17 protein-coding genes and 1 pseudogene are annotated in these 18,517 nt (G+C 72.8%); 11 read left to right on the top strand and 7 right to left on the bottom strand.

What is annotated here, in order from left to right; all coding sequences use genetic code 11:
- Positions 1–90 precede the first annotated feature (90 nt).
- The 3 genes from O7633_RS09135 to O7633_RS09125 all read left to right on the top strand — a co-directional run bounded on the left by O7633_RS09135 (position 91) and on the right by O7633_RS09125 (position 2,137).
- A complete protein-coding gene (locus O7633_RS09135) occupies positions 91–945 on the top strand; it encodes a helix-turn-helix transcriptional regulator (RefSeq protein ID WP_282328504.1) in 855 nt (284 codons plus the stop codon).
- Between the two features lie 23 nt (positions 946–968).
- Positions 969–1,172: a DUF397 domain-containing protein gene (locus O7633_RS09130; protein WP_282327332.1), complete on the top strand. Its 204-nt coding sequence runs from the start codon at positions 969–971 to the stop codon at positions 1,170–1,172.
- A 65-nt stretch (positions 1,173–1,237) separates the two neighbouring features.
- On the top strand, positions 1,238–2,137 hold the full coding sequence (locus O7633_RS09125) for an SWIM zinc finger family protein (protein WP_282327331.1): 900 nt from the start codon (positions 1,238–1,240) through the stop codon (positions 2,135–2,137).
- A 104-nt stretch (positions 2,138–2,241) separates the two neighbouring features.
- Here the strand turns inward: O7633_RS09125 and O7633_RS09120 are convergent, their stop codons facing one another.
- A complete protein-coding gene (locus O7633_RS09120) occupies positions 2,242–3,234 on the bottom strand; it encodes a hypothetical protein (protein WP_282327330.1) in 993 nt (330 codons plus the stop codon).
- Between the two features lie 610 nt (positions 3,235–3,844).
- Here O7633_RS09120 and rapZ point away from each other — a divergent pair.
- The 8 genes from rapZ (at position 3,845) to O7633_RS09080 (ending at position 10,959) form a co-directional block, all read left to right on the top strand.
- A complete protein-coding gene (gene rapZ, locus O7633_RS09115) occupies positions 3,845–4,753 on the top strand; it encodes an RNase adapter RapZ (protein ID WP_282328503.1) in 909 nt (302 codons plus the stop codon).
- Positions 4,750–5,778, top strand: a complete 1,029-nt coding sequence (gene yvcK, locus O7633_RS09110; protein ID WP_282327328.1) for a uridine diphosphate-N-acetylglucosamine-binding protein YvcK — start codon at positions 4,750–4,752, stop codon at positions 5,776–5,778. The genes rapZ and yvcK overlap by 4 nt, the downstream gene beginning before the upstream one ends.
- A 54-nt stretch (positions 5,779–5,832) precedes the next feature.
- On the top strand, positions 5,833–6,813 hold the full coding sequence (gene whiA, locus O7633_RS09105; protein ID WP_074474344.1) for a DNA-binding protein WhiA: 981 nt from the start codon (positions 5,833–5,835) through the stop codon (positions 6,811–6,813).
- A gap of 315 nt (positions 6,814–7,128) precedes the next feature.
- Positions 7,129–8,133 (top strand): type I glyceraldehyde-3-phosphate dehydrogenase, encoded by a 1,005-nt coding sequence (gene gap / locus O7633_RS09100; protein ID WP_043967506.1) that lies wholly within the window; start codon positions 7,129–7,131, stop codon positions 8,131–8,133.
- Positions 8,130–9,329: a phosphoglycerate kinase gene (locus O7633_RS09095; protein WP_282327327.1), complete on the top strand. Its 1,200-nt coding sequence runs from the start codon at positions 8,130–8,132 to the stop codon at positions 9,327–9,329. Before gap ends, O7633_RS09095 begins: the two co-directional genes overlap by 4 nt.
- A complete protein-coding gene (gene tpiA, locus O7633_RS09090) occupies positions 9,329–10,120 on the top strand; it encodes a triose-phosphate isomerase (protein ID WP_077939159.1) in 792 nt (263 codons plus the stop codon). The genes O7633_RS09095 and tpiA overlap by 1 nt, the downstream gene beginning before the upstream one ends.
- Positions 10,121–10,215: 95 nt before the next feature.
- A complete protein-coding gene (gene secG / locus O7633_RS09085) occupies positions 10,216–10,482 on the top strand; it encodes a preprotein translocase subunit SecG (protein WP_043967510.1) in 267 nt (88 codons plus the stop codon).
- Positions 10,483–10,614: 132 nt separating this feature from the next.
- The gene (locus O7633_RS09080; protein WP_074474341.1) at positions 10,615–10,959 is read left to right on the top strand and encodes an RNA polymerase-binding protein RbpA; all 345 of its coding nucleotides are present in this window, start codon (positions 10,615–10,617) and stop codon (positions 10,957–10,959) included.
- A 100-nt stretch (positions 10,960–11,059) separates the two neighbouring features.
- Here the strand turns inward: O7633_RS09080 and pgl are convergent, their stop codons facing one another.
- The 6 genes and pseudogenes from pgl to tkt form a co-directional block, all read right to left on the bottom strand.
- A complete protein-coding gene (pgl, locus tag O7633_RS09075) occupies positions 11,060–11,830 on the bottom strand; it encodes a 6-phosphogluconolactonase (RefSeq protein WP_282327324.1) in 771 nt (256 codons plus the stop codon).
- A gap of 117 nt (positions 11,831–11,947) precedes the next feature.
- Positions 11,948–12,964, bottom strand: a complete 1,017-nt coding sequence (locus tag O7633_RS09070; protein WP_282327323.1) for a glucose-6-phosphate dehydrogenase assembly protein OpcA — start codon at positions 12,962–12,964, stop codon at positions 11,948–11,950.
- A gap of 31 nt (positions 12,965–12,995) precedes the next feature.
- Positions 12,996–14,510 (bottom strand): glucose-6-phosphate dehydrogenase, encoded by a 1,515-nt coding sequence (zwf, locus tag O7633_RS09065; RefSeq protein WP_282327322.1) that lies wholly within the window; start codon positions 14,508–14,510, stop codon positions 12,996–12,998.
- A 124-nt stretch (positions 14,511–14,634) separates the two neighbouring features.
- Positions 14,635–14,928, bottom strand: a pseudogene (locus tag O7633_RS09060) (glucose-6-phosphate isomerase); the annotation flags it as partial.
- A gap of 58 nt (positions 14,929–14,986) precedes the next feature.
- On the bottom strand, positions 14,987–16,165 hold the full coding sequence (tal, locus tag O7633_RS09055) for a transaldolase (RefSeq protein ID WP_178065761.1): 1,179 nt from the start codon (positions 16,163–16,165) through the stop codon (positions 14,987–14,989).
- A gap of 17 nt (positions 16,166–16,182) precedes the next feature.
- A complete protein-coding gene (gene tkt / locus O7633_RS09050) occupies positions 16,183–18,321 on the bottom strand; it encodes a transketolase (RefSeq protein ID WP_282327321.1) in 2,139 nt (712 codons plus the stop codon).
- Positions 18,322–18,517 lie beyond the last annotated feature (196 nt).

Here is an 18,517-nt window from a genome sequence, read left to right as displayed (position 1 = left end):
ACGCAACGTCGCACTTTTATCCGTCGGGTGCTTGATCTGGGATAGCTCTCAGGTGAGAATCGGTTACCCGCGGTGGAGGTGGTGTTGGTGATGGCGCAGGTGCCGAGTCCGACGATCAGGGCCCGTCGTCTGCGCCGCGAGCTGCGTCGCCTGCGGGACCGCACCGGGCGCACCGCTGAGGATGTGGCCAAGCTGCTGGGCTGGCATCGCACCAAGATCATCCGCTTCGAGCTCGGGCACTCCCGGGTGATGCCCAAGGACCTGCCGCCGTTGCTCGACCTCTACGACGCCTCCGAGGAGGAACGGGAGTCGCTGACCGCGCTGCTGCGGCAGTCGCGCCAGAAGGGTTGGTGGAGCGCGTACGGCGACGTGCTGCCGGACGACTACGTCGGCTTCGAGGCGGAGGCGACGTCGATCAGCGCGTTCGAGAGCCTGTACGTGCCCGGCCTGTTGCAGACGGAGGAGTACGTCCGCGCGATCGTCAGGGCAGGGCGCAGCACCGCCGACCAGGACGAGACGGACCGAGTGGTGGCGGCGAGACTTGCCCGCAAAGCGCTGCTGTTCCGTGACGTGCCGCCGTCGTTGTGGGCGGTGTTGGACGAGGCGGCGGTCCGGCGGGTGGTCGGTGGCCCGAAGGTGATGCGTGCTCAGCTCGCGCGCCTGGTCGAGGCGTGCGAGATGCCCACAGTCGAGCTACAGGTCGTGCCGTTCACCGCCGGAGCGCACGCGGCGATGGGCGGAGCCTTCACCCTGCTGGGTTACGCCGATCCGATACTCGACCCGGCGGTGGTCTATGTCAGCAACGACACCAGCGCCCTGCTGCTCGAAGAGGACCGACAGGTAGCCCGCTATAGACTCATGTTCGACCACCTTCGGGCCAAGGCGCTCGACCCTGATCAGTCTGCGGACCTCCTTGCGCGGATTGCTGCCGAGGTCCCGGACTGAGTCCAACCTCTGGAGGGCTACCGATGACCCCCCTGGATCCGGCACAGGTCTTCTGGCGGAAGAGCAGCCGGAGCGGTGCGAACGATTCGAACTGTGTCGAGGTGGCCGACTTCTCTGCTGCGTTGGCGGTGCGGGACTCCAAGGACCCGGACGGGCCAACGCTCCGCTTCGACCGGGACGCCTGGTCGTCGTTCGTCGTCGGCCTGCGGCGCGGCCTGCGCGGCTGATCCCTCGCCGAGTCGGTCGTCGCCCCGATGCCGGCGGCATCACCCACGCCCGGTTAGATGACCGGATGGCGGTGAGCATCGACATCGAAGCCCTGCGGGACGCGGCCGGTCCCGCGGCCTGCGCAGCGGCCGACACGTTGCGGGCAGCCGGTCAGCCGGCGGAGTTCGGGCCGGCCGGCGGGGGAGCATCCGGCGTGATCAGGGAGGCCGGGCGGCCGCCGTACGAGGTCTGGGTGGGCGTCACGACGGACGGCTTCACCGCCGAGTGCGACTGCCCGGACGGCGCGGGGCTGTGCGCGCACGCGGTGGCCCTCACCCTCGCCGCCCTGGACGAAGGTCTCGCCTGGTCCTCGGCGGCCACGCCACCGTCGGCCCTGGCGGTCGACCCCCGGGTCGCTGGGCTGGTCGAAATCGCGCGGAACATCCCCGCCCGACGGCTGGCGTTGCTGGTCGCCGAGTGGGCGGCTGCGGATCGTGTGCTGGAGAGCAGGTTGCGGGCGCAGGCCGGCCAGCTCGCGTCCCTCACCGCCGCCGAGCTGAACGACATCCGTCGAATGATCGACAACCTGGCCCATGAGGCGACCAGCGGTGACCGTTGGGATCTGCACGACGTGGAGAAGGCTGGCCGGGCGATCGTCGAAGAGGTCGAGGTGCTTGCCCAACGACCGCCGACCGAGGAGACGCTGCTGCTGGTCGAGCGGGCCGCCCGCGCGTGGGACGGGCTCTCCGGCTACCTGCATGACGCCTGGGAGACGTACGAGGAAGAACCGGCCGAGATCGGCGGCGCGCTACGGGCGGTCCACGTCCAGCTCTGCGAGCAGGTGCAGCCGGACCCTGACGAACTGGCCGCCCGGCTCGTCGAGATCATTGAGGCGGCTGAGGTCGACTCCTGTCTCGACGAGCCGTGGGACTACCTTGCCGTGCTCGGCCGCGAGCGCGTCAAGGCGCTGCGCCAGCTCCACTGACGACCGCCGCGCCCGACGCCGACGCTGCTGTTGTCGCCGCGCATGCTTGTTAGGAAGGGCCCCTTGTACAACAGAATGCGTTAACAGGGGGCCCTTCCTTGCACTCAGGCCCAGGGGGCGAGCGGGTACCAGGGGATGATCTCGCGGCGGGCGAGCAGCCGGACGTCCCAGTAGAGGAACGTGAACGCGCCGGCGACGATGAACGCGACCGCCGTCAGCACCGCCAGCCGGCTCGGCCGCTCGGCGAACCACCGTTGCAGGCGGGAGCCGGCGAGCCAGGCCATCAGCAGGAACAGCACCGCCATGATGACGATGTTGCCGAGGGACTGGAGCGTGAACGCCGCCGCACCGTACAACGGGTTGCCGCTCTCGGCGGCGTCGCGGAACATCTGCCGGAACAGCGGGAAGGGCCGCCCGATCAGGAAGCCGGCGATCAGCGCGCCCATGAAGACCATGGGCGCGTTGGGGAACCGGCGGGCGATCCGGGCGAACGGGTCCCCGACGATGCCGAGCGAGGCCAGGCCGAGGTAGACCATCACCAGGCCGATCAGGCCGAAGACGACCATCGACTGGATGCTGCGCGGCGACAGGCCGCCGGGCGTGGTCGGGGCCGTGGAGAACTGCGGCATGGCGGTGCCGACGAGGCCGACGATCGCACCGTACGTCGCCGACACCGCGATCATTCCGACCGACATCCAGCCCAGCGGCTTCAGCGGCTGGGCGAACCGGTGCAGGCGGCTCCCGGCCGCGGTGCCGGTGAGCGGGGCGATGGCGCCGAAGGCGGCGATGTTGCAGGCGGTGAACGTGCCCGCGATGCCGGAGACGAAGGCGAACACGATGCCCGCCGCGATGCCCTGGATCGGCGTCTCCTTGGCGTCGTGTCCCAGCAGCGTGTTGGCGACGTTGTCGCCGATGGTCTGGTCCGCGAACTCGGCCGACCAGACCACGGTCAGCAGGAAGCCGCCGAGCACGCTGAGCAGGATGATCAGTGCCCGTCGCCGGGGGAAGTGCCCGTTGACGAAGGTGGACGTTCCCGCGCCTGCGCTGTCGGGCCGGAGGTCCACGGGGGGTCGGGGAGAACGGTGGGTCTGCGTCACGCTGCGCTCCTCATGCCGAGGGGGACGAGACCCCGGCGGGGGCGCGTCGGCGACGCCGACGACGACGCCCGGACCGGGAGGCCGGCACCGCCGGCCGGGTGGACATCGCCCGGAACCGAGATTTCATCGAGTCGGGTCGATGTCCAACCGCAGTATGACGTCGGATCGACCGACCGACTTCTCCGATCGTGCCCAATCCCACCCCACCCCACCCCACCCCACCCCGTCCCACCCCGTCCCGCCCCGCCCCGCGCCGCGCCGTCCACGTTCCCGCGATCTTGCACTTGGGGCCCGGGCGAAAAGGGCGTATGGGGCGGATCGGGGGCCGCAAGTGCAAGATCGCGGGGCAGGTCAGCGGGGCGGGTTGGCGGGGCGGGCGGGCGGCGGGAGGGCGGGGAGTGCGGGAGGGCGCGGCGGGGCGGGCGGCGGGACGGGCGACCGGGGTGGTTGCCGGGGTTCGGGGGGCGGGCGGGATAGAGTTCTAGGTCGGCCACCGCGGTCAGGTCGGCCGTGCGTCATCCGTGGGGAGTGGGCAGTGAACGAGGCGCGGACGCCCGAGGTTCCGGCCGGCGACGGCCCGACAGCGGCGGCGGGGGCGGCCACGGACACGCTGCCCGTGGCCGCGGAGGCGGCGGCCCGGCCGGCGACGGAGGCAGAGGCGGAGACTACCCTGGTGGTGGTGACCGGCGTGTCCGGCGGCGGGCGCAGCACGGTGGCGCGGGCGTTGGAGAACGTCGGCTACTACGTCGTCGACAACCTGCCCCAGGCGCTCATGCTCGACATGGCCGAGCTGGCCGTCAAGGCCGGCGGCGCGGCCCGGCGCACGGCGATGGTGCTGGACGTGCGCTCCCGCGCCTTCTCCACGGACCTGGCCGGGGCGATCCGGGAGCTGAAGGACCGGGGCTTCTCCCCGCGCGTGGTCTTCGTCGACGCCGACGACGAGGTGTTGATCCGCCGGTTCGAGAGCGTCCGGCGCTCGCACCCGTTGCAGGGCGACGGGCGGCTGGCCGACGGCATCGCCGTGGAGCGGGGCCTGCTGGAGGAGGCCCGCGACCAGGCCGACGTGATCATCGACACCAGCCACCTGAACGTCAACCAGCTCCGCCGCCGGATCGAGGAGCTGTTCGGCGGCGAGGACGCCCGCCGGCTGCGGATCACCGTGCTCTCCTTCGGCTTCAAGTACGGCCTCCCGCCGGACGCCGACTTCGTTCTCGACGCCCGGTTCCTGCCGAACCCGTACTGGGTGCCCGAGCTGCGGGAGCACACCGGGCGGGAGGGGGCGGTCAGCGCGTACGTGCTGGGCCAGGAGGGCGCGGACGCCTTCGTCGGGACGTACGCGGACCTGGTCAACGCCACCACCACCGGGTTCGCGCGGGAGGGCAAGCGGTACCTGACCGTGGCGGTCGGCTGCACCGGCGGCAAGCACCGCAGCGTGGCCATCGCCGAGGAGCTGGCTGCCCGGCTGCGCCACGCCGGGCTGGCGGCCAACGCGCAACACCGCGACCTGGGACGGGAATGACGCCGCCGGCGGAGCCCCCGGGAGCGGGTGGCGGGCGGGGCGACGGGCGGCGTACCCGGGTGGTCGCCTTCGGCGGCGGGCACGGCCTGTCGGTGTCCCTGCGGGCGCTGCGCCGGTGCGTGCCGGAGCTGGACCTGGACATCACCGCCGTGGTCACCGTCGGCGACGACGGAGGCTCCAGCGGCCGGCTGCGCGCCCGCCGGGGCGGCCTGCCCCCGGGCGACCTGCGGCAGGCGCTGGTGGCCCTCGCCGGGGACTACCCGGCGACCCGGCGCACCGCCGGGCTGTTCCAGCACCGCTTCGCCGACACCCCCGGCGACCCGGCCGACACCGACGACGGGCTGGCCGGGCACGCCGTGGGCAACCTGGTGCTCTGCGGGCTGATCGAGCTGCTCGGCGACCCGGTGGCCGCCCTGGAGCACGCCGGGGCGATGCTCGGCGCGGTGGGCCGGGTGCTGCCGATGTCGCGCCAGCCGGTCGGCATCGAGGCGCGGGTGCGCGGGGCCGACCCGGCGTACCCCGACGAGGTGCGCAGGGTGCGCGGCCAGCACCAGGTGGCGGTGACCGGGGGGCGGGTGGAATCGTTGCGGCTGACCCCGACGACCCCGGCGGCCTGCGCGGAGGCGGTGGCGGCGACGGCCGAGGCCGACTGGTTGATCTTCGGGCCGGGTAGCTGGTACACCAGCGTGCTGCCGCACCTGCTGGTGCCGGGGCTGGCGGCGGCGATCGTGGCGAGCCCGGCCCGCCGGCTGGTCACGCTCAACCTCGCGGCGGAGAAGGAGACCCTCGGGCTCTCCCTCGCCGACCACCTGGCCACCCTGCGGCACTACCTGCCCGAGCTGGCGGTGGACCTGGTGCTGGCGGACTCCAAGGCGGTGGGCGATCCCGCGCCGGTCGAACGTGCGGCAGAATCGCTGGGTGCCCGGCTGGTCCTCGCCCCGGTCGCCGTCACCGACGGCGAACCCCGTCACGATCCGGCCGCCCTGGGCGCCGCCCTGGTGCCTGTCCTGGGCGCCGATCGTTAAGCACGTACGTAATCTCCGGCGACACGCCGGAACCGGTCCGTGAGGGGGCGCACAATGGCGATGACGGCTGCGGTCAAGGACGAGCTGAGCCGGGTCGACGTGCCCAAGCCCTGCTGCCGGCGGGCGGAGATGGCGGCGCTGCTGCGCTTCGCCGGCGGGCTGCACATCGTCTCCGGGCGGGTGGTGGTCGAGGCCGAGTTGGACACCGGGGCGGTGGCCCGGCGGCTGCGCCGGGAGATCGCGGAGGTCTACGGCTACTCCAGCGAGATCCACGTGCTCGCCTCCGGCGGGCTGCGCAAGGGCAGCCACTTCATCGTCCGGGTGGTCAAGGACGGCGAGGCGCTGGCCCGGCAGACCGGGCTGCTGGACGTGCGGGGCCGCCCGGTGCGGGGCCTGCCGCCGCACGTGGTGGCCGCGAACGTCTGCTGCGCGGTCTCCGCGTGGCGGGGGGCGTTCATGGCGCACGGCTCGCTGACGGAGCCCGGCCGCTCCAGCGCGCTGGAGATCACCTGCCCGGGCCCGGAGTCGGCGCTGGCGCTGGTCGGCGCGGCCCGGCGCATCGGCATCACCGCGAAGAACCGCGAGGTGCGCGGGGTGGACCGGGTGGTGGTCAAGGACGGCGACGCCATCGCGGCGCTGCTCACCCGCATAGGAGCACACTCCAGCGTGCTGGCCTGGGAGGAGCGCCGGGTGCGCCGCGAGGTGCGGGCCACCGCCAACCGGCTGGCCAACTTCGACGACGCCAACCTGCGCCGCTCGGCGCGGGCGGCCGTGGCCGCCGCCGCCCGGGTGACGCGGGCGCTGGAGATCCTCGCCGAGGACGCGCCGAACCACCTCACCTCCGCCGGCCGGCTGCGCCTGGAGCACCGGCAGGCGTCCCTGGAGGAGCTGGGCGCGCTCGCCGACCCGCCGCTGACCAAGGACGCCATCGCCGGCCGGATCCGCCGGTTGCTGGCCCTGGCCGACAAGCGGGCCCGCGACCTGGGCATCCCGGATACGGAAGCGGCCGTCACGCCCGACATGCTCGTGGTCTGATAGGACGGTGGCGGTGGGCGGGCGGCGGGCCCGTCCCGCCGCGCGTCGACCGGGGCGCGCGCCGGCCCCGGGAGCGCGCAGCGGATCACCACCCGGCGCACCGCGCCGCCACGCGCTCGGATAGGGTCGTTGCGTACGGCAAGGGGGCCGGCACCGGCACTCTCGCCGTGCACACCGCCTCGGGCGGTCAGGTTCTCTCGGGCCGCGGCGGGGTGGCCGACACGCACTGTCAACGGCCGACTCCAACGGTCGGCGCACACCACTTCGCCGGTCCGATTCCACGCCGGCGGATCAGAACGCGAGGAGATGGGACCTGTGACCATCCGGGTTGGCATCAACGGCTTCGGCCGCATCGGCCGTAACTTCTTCCGGGCCGTGCTGGCGTCCGGCGCGGACATCGAGGTCGTGGCCGTCAACGACCTGACCGACAACGCGACGCTCGCCCACCTGCTCAAGTACGACAGCATCCTGGGTCGCCTCCCGCACGAGGTCAAGGCGACGGCCGACGAGATCACCGTCGGTGGCAAGACCATCAAGGCGTTCGCCGAGCGCGACCCGGCGAAGCTGGCGTGGGGCGAGGTCGGGGCCGACGTGGTCATCGAGTCGACCGGCTTCTTCACCGACGGCACCAAGGCGAAGGCGCACGTCGACGGCGGGGCCAAGAAGGTCATCATCTCCGCCCCGGCGAAGAACGAGGACGTCACGGTCGTCATGGGCGTCAACCACGACCAGTACGACCCGGCCAAGCACACGATCATCTCGAACGCCTCCTGCACCACCAACTGCCTCGCCCCGATGGCGAAGGTGCTGCACGACACGTTCGGCATCACCAAGGGTCTGATGACCACCATCCACGCGTACACCCAGGACCAGAACCTCCAGGACGCGCCGCACAAGGACCTGCGCCGCGCCCGGGCCGCCGCGCTGAACATCGTCCCGACCTCCACGGGCGCCGCGAAGGCCATCGGCCTGGTGCTGCCGGAGCTGAAGGGCAAGCTCGACGGCTACGCGCTGCGGGTGCCGATCCCCACCGGCTCGGCCACCGACCTCACCGTCGAGGTGGGCCGGGAGACCTCGGTCGACGAGGTCAACGCCGCGCTGAAGGCCGCCGCCGAGGGCCCGCTCAAGGGCGTCCTGGTCTACAACGAGGACCCGATCGTCTCCGCCGACATCGTCACCGACCCGGCGTCGTGCATCTTCGACGCGCCGCTGACCAAGGTCATCGGCAACCAGGTCAAGGTCGTCGGCTGGTACGACAACGAGTGGGGCTACTCGAACCGCCTGGTGGACCTGGTCAAGCTGGTGGGTCAGTCGCTGTGACCATCCGCAACCTCGACGACCTGCTCGCCGAGGGGGTGTCGGGTCGGCGCGTGCTCGTGCGCGCCGACCTGAACGTCCCGCTCGACAAGCAGACCGGGAAGATCACGGATGACGGCCGCATCCGCGCGGTGCTGCCGACGTTGACCGCCCTGACCGGGGCGGGCGCGAAGGTCGTGGTCTTCTCGCACCTGGGCCGCCCGAAGGGCGCGCCCGACCCGCAGTTCAGCCTGCGTCCGGTCGCGGTCCGCCTCGGCGAGCTGCTCGGCGCGCAGGTGCGGTTCGCCGAGGACACCGTCGGCGAGTCCGCCCGGTCCACGGTCGACGCGCTCGCCGACGGCGAGGTCGCCCTGCTGGAGAACCTGCGCTTCAACAAGGGCGAGACCAGCAAGGACGAGGCGGAGCGGGGCGCGTTCGCCGACCAGCTCGCCGCCCTCGGCGAGGCGTACGTCGACGACGCGTTCGGCGCGGTGCACCGCAAGCACGCCAGCGTCTTCGACGTGCCGGCCCGACTGCCGCACGTCGCGGGCCGCCTGGTGCTGCGCGAGGTGGAGGTGCTCGCCAAGCTCACCGGCGAGCCGGAGCGCCCGTACGTGGTGGTGCTCGGCGGCTCGAAGGTCTCCGACAAGCTCGCGGTGATCGAGGCGCTGCTGCCGAAGGTCGACCGGCTGCTCATCGGCGGCGGGATGTGCTTCACCTTCCTCAAGGCCCAGGGCCACGAGGTGGGCACCTCGCTGCTGGAGGAGGAGATGGTCGAGACCTGCCGCAACCTCCTGGAGCGCGCCGACGGCAAGATCCTGCTCCCGGTCGACGTGGTGGCGGCGGACGCCTTCGCCCCCGACGCGGCGCACGACACGGTCCGCGCCGACGCCATCCCGAGCCACCGGCTCGGGCTGGACATCGGCCCGGAGACGGTGGCCGGCTTCGCCGCCGCCCTCGCCGACGCGAAGACGATCTTCTGGAACGGCCCGATGGGCGTGTTCGAGATGGCGGCGTTCGCGAACGGCACCCGGGGCGTGGCCGAGGCGATCACCAAGGCCGACGCGTTCAGCGTGGTCGGCGGCGGCGACAGCGCGGCGGCGGTCCGTGCCCTCGGGCTGGACGAGTCGTCGTTCGGGCACATCTCCACCGGCGGCGGCGCGTCGCTGGAATACCTGGAGGGCAAGACCCTCCCCGGCATCGCGGCGCTGGAGGACTGATGGCGGCGATCACCCGCCGGCCGCTGATGGCCGGCAACTGGAAAATGAACCTCAACCACTTCGAGGCCAACCTGCTGGTGCAGAAGCTGGCCGCGAGCCTCACCGCGCAGCAGCTCACCGACGTCGAGTGCGTCGTGCTGCCGCCCTTCACCGACCTGCGCACCGTGCAGACCGCGATCGAGGGCGACAAGCTGCTCATCGGCTACGGCGGGCAGGACCTGTCGCCGTACCCGTCGGGGGCGTACACCGGGGACATCTCCGGGGCGATGCTGGCGAAGCTCGGCTGCACCTACGTGGTGGTCGGCCACTCCGAGCGGCGGCAATATCACCACGAGGACGACGCACTGGTCAACGACAAGGTGACCGCCGCGCTGTCCCACGGGCTCACCCCGATCCTGTGCATCGGTGAGGGCCTGGAGGTGCGTGAGCAGCTGCGGCACGTGCCGCACTGCTGCGACCAGCTCGACGGCGCGCTGCGGGGGCTCACCCCGGAGCAGGTCACCAAGGTCGTCGTGGCGTACGAGCCGGTGTGGGCGATCGGGACGGGCAAGACCGCCACCCCGGAGGACGCCCAGGAGGTGTGCGGTGAGGTGCGCAAGCGCCTCGTCGAGACCTACGACCAGGCGACCGCCGACCAGGTGCGCATCCTCTACGGCGGGTCGGTGAAGTCCTCGAACGTGGCCTCGATCATGGCCCAGCCGGACGTGGACGGGGCCCTGGTGGGCGGCGCGAGCCTCGACGGCGAGGAATTCGCCAAGATCTGCCGGTTCCCGGAGCACATCAGCCGCTGAAGGCTCGCTATCCTTGACTCCGCCCGTCCACCGGCCGGTGCCGCAGTGCCCGACCTGTCCGGGCGAGGATCGCTACGAGAGGACTGACCCCAGCCATGCCGATCTGGTTCGCATACACGTTGATCGTGTTGCTGACGATCACGAGCATCATGCTCACCATGCTGATCCTGCTGCACCGCGGCAAGGGCGGCGGTATGTCGAGCATGTTCGGCGGCGGGGTCAGCTCCAGCCTTGCCGGCTCCTCCGTGGCCGAGAAGAACCTCGACCGCTACACGGTCCTGGTGGGCATCGTCTGGTTCGCCTGCATCGTCGGGCTGGGGCTCTGGTTGCGCCTCCAGGTCGGCAGCGGCAGCGGGGCCTGAGAGCGAGCCCGCGAGTCGTACAATCTGCGCGCGGTCCGTCACCGACGGACCGCGCGCAGTTGTTTCTGTGCTGCACCGCGTCGCCGCCGCCCGCCTGCGCGGCGGTCCCCTCCGACGACAGGAGCGAGCAGCGTGACGAGTGGCAACGTCATCCGGGGCACCCGGGTCGGGTCAGGGCCGGAACGCCTCGGCGAGCGGCACGTGCCGGCCCCGCGCCGGCCGGTCAGCTACTGGTGCCGCAACGACCACCGGGTCGACGTGCCCATCGCGGCCGACGCGGCGCCGCCGACGCTGTGGGACTGCCCGCGCTGCGGGCTCCCCGCCGGTCAGGACCGGGCGGACCCGCCGGGCCGGGCCCGCCCCGAGCCCTACAAGACCCACCTGGCGTACGTGAAGGAGCGGCGCACCCCCGAGCAGGGGGAGGCGCTGCTGGCGGAGGCCCTGGCCGCCCTGCGCCGCCGCCGGGGCGGTTCCTGAGCGGGGCCCCCGCCGCGCCCGGCGGGTTGCCGGGCCGGGAGCGTTAAGAAGGGCCCCCTGCTATGCAAGATGCGTTAACAGGGGGCCCTTCCTTACCGCGTCAGCGGAGGCTGCGCAGGCGCGGCGGCACCTCGGCCGCCGCCGCCCGGTCCAGCAGCCACAGGGTGCGGCTGACGCCCTGCGCCCCGGCCGCCGGGAGCTGCACCGGGCCGGCCCCGGCCAGCGCCATGCCCACCGCGCGGGCCTTGTCCGCGCCGCTGGCGACCAGCCAGACCTCCTCGGCCGTGTTGATCGTCGGCAGGGTCAGCGTGGTGCGCACCGGCGGCGGCTTGGGGCTGCCCCGCACGGCGCTCACCGGCCGCGTGTCGTGGTGTACCGGGTGCTCGGGGAAGACCGACGCGACGTGCCCGTCCTCGCCCACCCCCAGCATCAGCACGTCGAAGTGGGGGAGCGCGGCGTGCCCCGGGCGGGCCGCGCGGGCCAGCTCGGCCGCGTATTCGGCCGCCCCGGCCTCCGGGTCGTCGCCGGTCGGGCCGTCGGATGCGGGCATCGGGTGCACCCGCGCCGGGTCCAGCGGCAGCCCGTCCAGCAGCGCCGCGCGGGCCTGCGTCTCGTTGCGCTCCGGGTCGCCGGCGGGCAGGAACCGCTCGTCGCCCCACCAGACGTCGACGCGGGACCAGTCGACCGCATCCCGGGCCGGCAGCGCGGCCACCGCGCGGTAGACGGCCGCGGCGATCCGCCCGCCGGTCAGCACCATCGACGCCTGGCCCCGCTCGGCCTGCGCGTCGAGCAGCCGTACCACCAGCCGGGCCGCCACCGCCTGCGCCAGCAGGTCGGCATCGGCGTGCACGGCGACACTCGCCTCACTCATCTATGTGCCTTCGCCTCCCGACCGCCCTCGCGGTCCGTCGTGCCCTCGGGCCACCCGGCCCTCCGTCGCGTCGGCGGCGCCCCGGGCCGACCGCCGTGGTCGGCCCGGGCCACCCCGTCACTCGTTGGTGCTCGTGCCGGCGTGGGCGCTGATCCCCGCCTCGGCCCGCTTCGCCGTCGCCGGGTCCTTCCAGACGTGCACCCGCTGGGCGGGCCGCTGCTGCAACCCCCGGAGGCCGGCCATCGCCCCCAGCGCCTCGGCGTAGACCTGGTCGGCGTCCAGCCGGCGCAGCTCCTCGGCCAGCTCGTCGCCGAGCGGCCGGCGGGTCAGCGGCAGCTGCCGGTCGTTCTGCCCGGTGCGCCGGAAGGTCGCCACGCTGTCGTCCCGGGTGAGGGTCAGCTCGTCGCCGTTGGCGCAGCTGAGCTGCACCTCGCGCATCCTGGGGGCCTCCGGCGCGGGCTCCCAGCGCGGGGCGATGCCGAGCCGGCTGTTCAGCCAGCCGCACATCAGCGCCGCCGTCGGGTCGGTCGGCGGGGCCACCACCCGGGCCTCGGTCACCCGCGCCTCGGTGGTGTCGAACGCCCCGGCGACCAGCGTGCGCCACGGGGTGATCCGGGTCCACGCCAGGTCCGTGTCGCCCGGCGCGTAGTCGCGGGCCCGCTGGCGCAGCGCCGCGATCGGGTCGTCGGCCTGCGCCGAGTCGGTGATCCGCCGGTCGGCGACGACGCCCAGGAAGTCCGTCGCGATCTCGGCCGGCGGCTCGCCGTGCCACCACGTCACCACGGGCACGTCCGGCACCAGCAGCGGCATCACCACCGACTCGGCGTGCAGCGCCAGCCGGCCGTACATCCGGGTGACCACGGCCTCGCACGGGCCGAGCCGCCCGCCGACGACGATCTCCGCGTCGAGGCGGTTGCGGTCCCGCTCGATGTCGGAGCGGACCACCACGAGCAGCCGGCACGGGTGGGCGGCGGCGGCGATGGTCGCCGCCGCCTCCGCCTCGCGGACCCGCTTCTCGTCGACCACCACGATCAGGGTGAGCGCCATGCCGCTGGCCACCCCGCCCGCGCTGCGCCGCTCGGCGGCGAGCGCCTTGACCACCTCGTTGCCGGTGGTGTCCCACAGCCCGATCAATGGAGCCTCCTGGTCTGCTCGCTGTGCTCGCTCACGCTCTGCGCCACGCCCGGCCCTCGCGGGCCAGCATCTCGTCGGCGGCGCGCGGACCCCACTCGCCGGACCGGTACGGCTCCGGCTTCGTGCCCTCCCAGGCGTGCTCCAGCGGGTCCACCACCGCCCAGCTCTGCTCGACCTCGGCGGCGTCCGGGAAGAGGGTACGGTCGCCGATCAGCACGTCCAGCACCAGCCGCTCGTACGCCTCGGGGCTGGACTCGGTGAACGCCTCGCCGTACTGGAAGTCCATCGCGATGTCGCGGACCTCCATCGTGGTGCCCGGCACCTTGGAGCCGAACTTGAGCACCACGCCCTCGTCGGGCTGCACCCGGATGACGAGCTGGTTGGGGCCGAGGGACTCCATGTCGGCCTGGTTGAACGGCAGGTGCGGGGCCTTCTTGAACATGATGGCGACCTCGGTGACCCGCCGGGGCAGCCGCTTGCCGGCCCGGATGTAGAACGGCACCCCGGCCCAGCGCCGGTTCTGGATGCCCAGCTCCACCGCCACGTACGTCTCGGTGGTCGAGTCGGCCGGCACGCCGTCCTCGTCGAGGTAGCCGACGGCCCGCTGGCCGCCCACCCAGCCGGGCAGGTACTGGCCGCGCACGGTGCCCCGCGCGACGTCCTTCGGCAGGGTGATCGCCTTGAGCACCTTCAGCTTCTCGGCGCGGATCTCGTCGGCGTCGAAGCTGGTCGGCTCCTCCATCGCGACCAGCGCGAGGAGCTGGAGCAGGTGGTTCTGGAGCACGTCGCGGGCCGTGCCGACCGAGTCGTAGAAGCCCGCCCGGCTGCCGATGCCGACGTCCTCGGCCATGGTGATCTGCACCGAGTCGACGTACTTGGAGTTCCACAGCGGCTCGAACAGGCTGTTGGCGAACCGCAGGGCCAGGATGTTCTGGACGGTCTCCTTGCCCAGGTAGTGGTCGATCCGGAAGACGTCCTGCCGGGTGAAGACGTCGTCGACGAGGTCGTTGAGCTCCTTGGCCGACGGCAGGTCGTGCCCGAACGGCTTCTCCACCACCACCCGACGCCAGCCGCCGCACTTCTCGTTGTCGGCCATGCCGGTGCGGGCGAGCTGCTTGAGCACCACGGGGAACGCCGCCGGGGGGATCGAGAAGTAGAACGCCGCGTTGCCGTGGATGCCGTGGCTCTCGCGCAGGTTGTTCAGGGTCTGGGCGAGCTTGTCGAAGGCGGCGTCGTCGTCGAACGAGCCGCCGACGAACTTGATGTTGCCGGCCAGCCGGCCCCAGACCTCCTCCCGCCACGGTGTCCGGGCGTGCTCCTTCGCCGCGTCGTGGGCCAGCGACTCGAAGTCGCCGTCGCACCAGTCGCGCCGGGCGAAGCCCAGCACCACGAAGCCGGGCGGCAGCAGCCCCCGGTTCGCCAGGTCGTAGACCGCCGGCAGCAGCTTCTTCCGCGCCAGGTCACCGGTCACCCCGAAGATCACCAGAGCGCAGGGCTCCGGGATCCGCGGCAGCCGCCGGTCCTGCGGGTCGCGCAGCGGGTTCACCGGATCACCTCCGGACCCACCAGGGTCACCTCGGTCCGCGACTGCGGGGCTCGCAAGACCGGCCCACTCCTCGCACGCACGGTGCCTCCTAGCTCCGCTGGTTCCACATCGTCCATCGTCACGCTCACAGTTGCCGGGCCGCAGCGAGCTGGGCCACCCCCGCCGACCGGTCGGTCGGGTGCAGCCGCAGCACCGGGCGGCCCCGGCGGGCCAGGGCCCACCGATCGCCGGCGGCCTGGGCGGCCTGGAGCCTCCCGAGGGAGTACGGCTTTCCCGGCACCGGCAGATCATCCCCGACCGTACCGGTCAACTGAAGGAAACTCCCTACCTGTGGACCACCCTTGTGGTACTGGCCGGTGGCGTGCAGGTAGCGCGGCCCCCAACCGAACGTCACCGGACGGGCGGTCGCCCCGGCGACGGGTCGACGGCGCGGGACGCCCCGGGGCGGTGCCCCGGGGCGTCGCCACGACCATCTGTCACGCGTTGCCACCCACCTGCTGTGCCTTGTCCGCGTTGCCCTGGGCGGCCTGGCCGGGCCGCCCGGTGCCCTGGCCCGCCGCGGCGAGCGACTTGCGCACCCCGTCGAGCAGTTCCTGCCAGCTCGCCTCGAACTTCTCCACGCCCTCGCGCTCCAGGACGCCGATCACGTCGGACATGTCGACGCCGACCGAGCCCAGGTCGGTGAAGACCTGGCGGGCCGCGTCGTACGCGCCGGTGACGGTGTCCCCGCGCGTCTCGCCGTGGTCGGCGTACGCGTGGATCACCGACTCCGGCATCGTGTTGACCGTGCCGGGGGCGATCAGCTCCTCGACGTAGATGACGTCCCGGTAGTCCGGGTTCTTCGTCGAGGTGGACGCCCACAGCGGGCGCTGCGGGTGCGCCCCGGCGTCGGCGAGGGCCTGCCACCGGTCGGAGGAGAACACCTCGCTGTAGCGCTCGTAGGCGAGCTGGGCGTTGGCCACGGCGGCCTTGCCGCGCAGCGCCTTCGCCTGCTCGGAGCCGATCTTCTCCAGCCGCTTGTCGACCTCGCTGTCCACCCGGGAGACGAAGAACGACGCCACCGAGCCGATCTTCGACAGGTCGTGGCCGTTGGCCTTCGCCTGCTCCAGGCCGGCGAGGAACGCCTCCATCACCTGCGAGTAGCGGTCCAGGCCGAAGATCAGCGTGACGTTGACGCTGATCCCCTCGGCCAGGGTCGCGGTGATCGCCGGCAGGCCCGCCTCGGTGGCCGGGATCTTGATGTAGAGGTTGGGCCGGTCGACCAGCCACCACAGGGCCTTGGCCTCGGCGACCGTCTTCTCCGTCTCGTGCGCCAGCCGCGGGTCCACCTCGATGGAGACCCGGCCGTCGACGCCCTGGCTGCCGTCGTACGACGGGCGCATCACGTCGCACGCCCACCGCACGTCGTACGTGGTGAGCATGCGCACCGCCTCCTCCACCTCCACCCCACGGGTGGCGAGGTCGCGCAGCTGCCCGTCGTAGGTGTCGGCGTCGGCGAGCGCCTTCGCGAAGATCGTCGGGTTGGTGGTCACCCCGGCCACGTGCTGCTCCCGGCGGAGCTGGTCCAGCCCGCCGGAGCTCAGCCGCACCCGGGAGAGGTCGTCGAGCCAGACCGCCACCCCGGCGGCGGTGAGTTCGCTGAGCCTGTCCGTCATGTCGTCCTCGCTCCCCTTCAGTTGCCGGTCGTGAAACCGGTGATGTCGCCCACCCGGGTGAGCGCCGCGTGCGCGGCGGCCACGATCCGGTCGGGGGTGAAGCCGAACTGCTCGAAGAGCACCGTGTGCGGGGCGCTCGCGCCGTAGTGCTCGATGCTGACGCTCTCGCCGGTGTCGCCGACGATGCCACGCCACGACATCGCGATGCCCGCCTCCACGCTCACCCGGGCCTTCACCCCGCGCGGCAGGACCGACTCGCGGTACGCCTCGTCCTGCTCGTAGAACCACTCCTGGCACGGCATCGACACCACCCGGGTGGGGGTGCCGTCGGCCTCCAGCCGCTCCCGGGCGGTGAGGCAGAGCTGCACCTCCGAGCCGGTGCCGATGATGATCACCTGCGGCTTGCCGCCAGAGGCCTCGGCCAGCACGTAGCCGCCCTTGGCGACGCCCTCGGCGCCGGCCAGGGTCGACCGGTCCAGCGTCGGCAGGGCCTGCCGGCTCAGCGCCAGCGCGGTCGGCCGGTCGGTGTGCTCCAGGGCCTGCCGCCACGCCCACGCGGTCTCGTTGGCGTCGGCCGGGCGGACCACGTCCAGGCCCGGGATGGCGCGCAGCGCGGTCAGGTGCTCGACCGGCTGGTGGGTCGGGCCGTCCTCGCCGAGGCCGATCGAGTCGTGCGTCCAGACGTAGACCACCGGCAGCTTCATCAGCGCGGCGAGCCGCACCGACGGGCGCATGTAGTCGCTGAACACCAGGAACGTGCCGCCGTACGGGCGGGTGCCGCCGTGCAGGGCGATGCCGTTGAGGATCGCGCCCATGGCGTGCTCGCGGATGCCGAAGTGCAGCGTGCGGCCGTACTCGTGGCCCGGGAAGTCCTTGGTGGCGTGCACCGCCGGGACGAACGACGGCTCGCCCTTCATGGTGGTGTTGTTGCTCTCGGCCAGGTCGGCCGAGCCGCCCCACAGCTCCGGCAGCACCGGGGCGAGGGCCTCCAGCACCTTGCCGGACGCGGCCCGGGTGGCCACGCCCTTGGCGTCGGCCGGGAACGTCGGCAGCGCCTCGGTCCAGCCCTCCGGCAGCGCCCGCTGCGCCATCCGGTCCCACAGCGCCTTGCGCTCCGGGTTGGCCTCGGCCCAGCCCGCGTACGTCCGCTCCCACTCCTGCTGCGCCGCCGCGCCGCGCTCCAGGACCCGGCGGGCGTGCCCGAGGACGTCCTCGTCGACCTGGAAGCTCTGCGCCGGGTCGAAGCCGAGCAGCTCCTTGGTGGCGGCCACCTCGCTCGCGCCGAGCGCCGAGCCGTGGATCTTGCCGGTGTTCTTCTTGTTGGGCGCGGGCCAGCCGATGATGGTGCGCAGCGCGACGAAGGAGGGTCGGCCGGTCTCGGCCCTCGCCGCCAGCAGCGCCCGGTGCAGCGCCTCGACGTCCTCGTGGTAGTCGCCCTGGTCGGCGTCGCCGGCGCGCCAGTCGACGGTCTGCACGTGCCAGCCGTACGCCTCGTAGCGGGCCGCGACGTCCTCGCTCTTGGCGATGCGGGTGTCGTCCTCGATCGAGATCTCGTTGTCGTCGTAGATCACGCAGAGGTTGCCGAGCTGCTGGTGCCCGGCGAGGGCGCTGGCCTCGTGGGTGATGCCCTCCTCGATGTCGCCGTCGGAGGCGATGCACCACACGTCGTGGTCGAAGACCGACGCGCCCGGCTCGGTCTCCGGGTCGAACAGGCCGCGCTCGCGGCGGGCCGCCATGGCCATGCCGACCGCGTTGCCGAGGCCCTGGCCGAGCGGGCCGGTGGTGGTCTCCACGCCCGGGGTGTGCCCGTGCTCGGGGTGGCCCGGGGTGAGCGAGCCCCACTGCCGCAGCGACTTGAGGTCGTCCAGGGAGAGCGGGTAGCCGGCGAGGAAGAGCTGGATGTAGAGGGTCAGGCTGGAGTGGCCGGCGGAGAGCACGAACCTGTCCCGGCCCGGCCAGTTGGGGTCGGCCGGGTTGTGCCGCATCACGCGGTTGAACAGCAGGTAGGCCGCGGGCGCGAGGCTCATCGCGGTGCCCGGGTGACCGTTGCCGGACTTCTCCACGGCGTCCATGGCCAGCACGCGGACGAGGTCCACGGCCCGGCGGTCGAGGTCGGACCAGTTGAGTGCGGGTTGCTCAGGTCGGTTGGCAGCCACGATGTGTCGTACTCCTCGGCAGTTGGGCGGAACCCTCTCGGATGACCCTATCGAGCGGGGGTAAACCCCCGCCCCGGGATCTGTGCATGCTCTTCTTTACGCGGTTGGGCGTTTCCGCCGTTCAACCGGGGGTGTGACGGTCCGCACCGTGGTCGGGTCGCGCGGGCAGCGAAAACGACGACGCGTAGTGTGTGGG

It is taken from the genome of Micromonospora sp. WMMD712 (genome assembly GCF_029581295.1).
GTDB lineage: Bacteria > Actinomycetota > Actinomycetes > Mycobacteriales > Micromonosporaceae > Micromonospora > Micromonospora carbonacea.
This window is presented reverse-complemented; position numbering and strand designations above follow the sequence as displayed.

Excerpts from the sequence above, each read along its gene's own strand:
- O7633_RS09135 (WP_282328504.1), top strand. The coding sequence starts at position 91 with ATGGCGCAGGTGCCGAGTCCGACGATCAGGGCCCGTCGTCTGCGCCGC.
- O7633_RS09130 (WP_282327332.1), top strand. The coding sequence starts at position 969 with ATGACCCCCCTGGATCCGGCACAGGTCTTCTGGCGGAAGAGCAGCCGG.
- O7633_RS09125 (WP_282327331.1), top strand. The coding sequence starts at position 1,238 with ATGGCGGTGAGCATCGACATCGAAGCCCTGCGGGACGCGGCCGGTCCC.
- yvcK (WP_282327328.1), top strand. The coding sequence starts at position 4,750 with ATGACGCCGCCGGCGGAGCCCCCGGGAGCGGGTGGCGGGCGGGGCGAC.
- whiA (WP_074474344.1), top strand. The coding sequence starts at position 5,833 with ATGGCGATGACGGCTGCGGTCAAGGACGAGCTGAGCCGGGTCGACGTG.
- tpiA (WP_077939159.1), top strand. The coding sequence starts at position 9,329 with ATGGCGGCGATCACCCGCCGGCCGCTGATGGCCGGCAACTGGAAAATG.
- secG (WP_043967510.1), top strand. The coding sequence starts at position 10,216 with ATGCCGATCTGGTTCGCATACACGTTGATCGTGTTGCTGACGATCACG.
- pgl (WP_282327324.1), bottom strand. The coding sequence starts at position 11,830 with ATGAGTGAGGCGAGTGTCGCCGTGCACGCCGATGCCGACCTGCTGGCG.
- tal (WP_178065761.1), bottom strand. The coding sequence starts at position 16,165 with ATGACGGACAGGCTCAGCGAACTCACCGCCGCCGGGGTGGCGGTCTGG.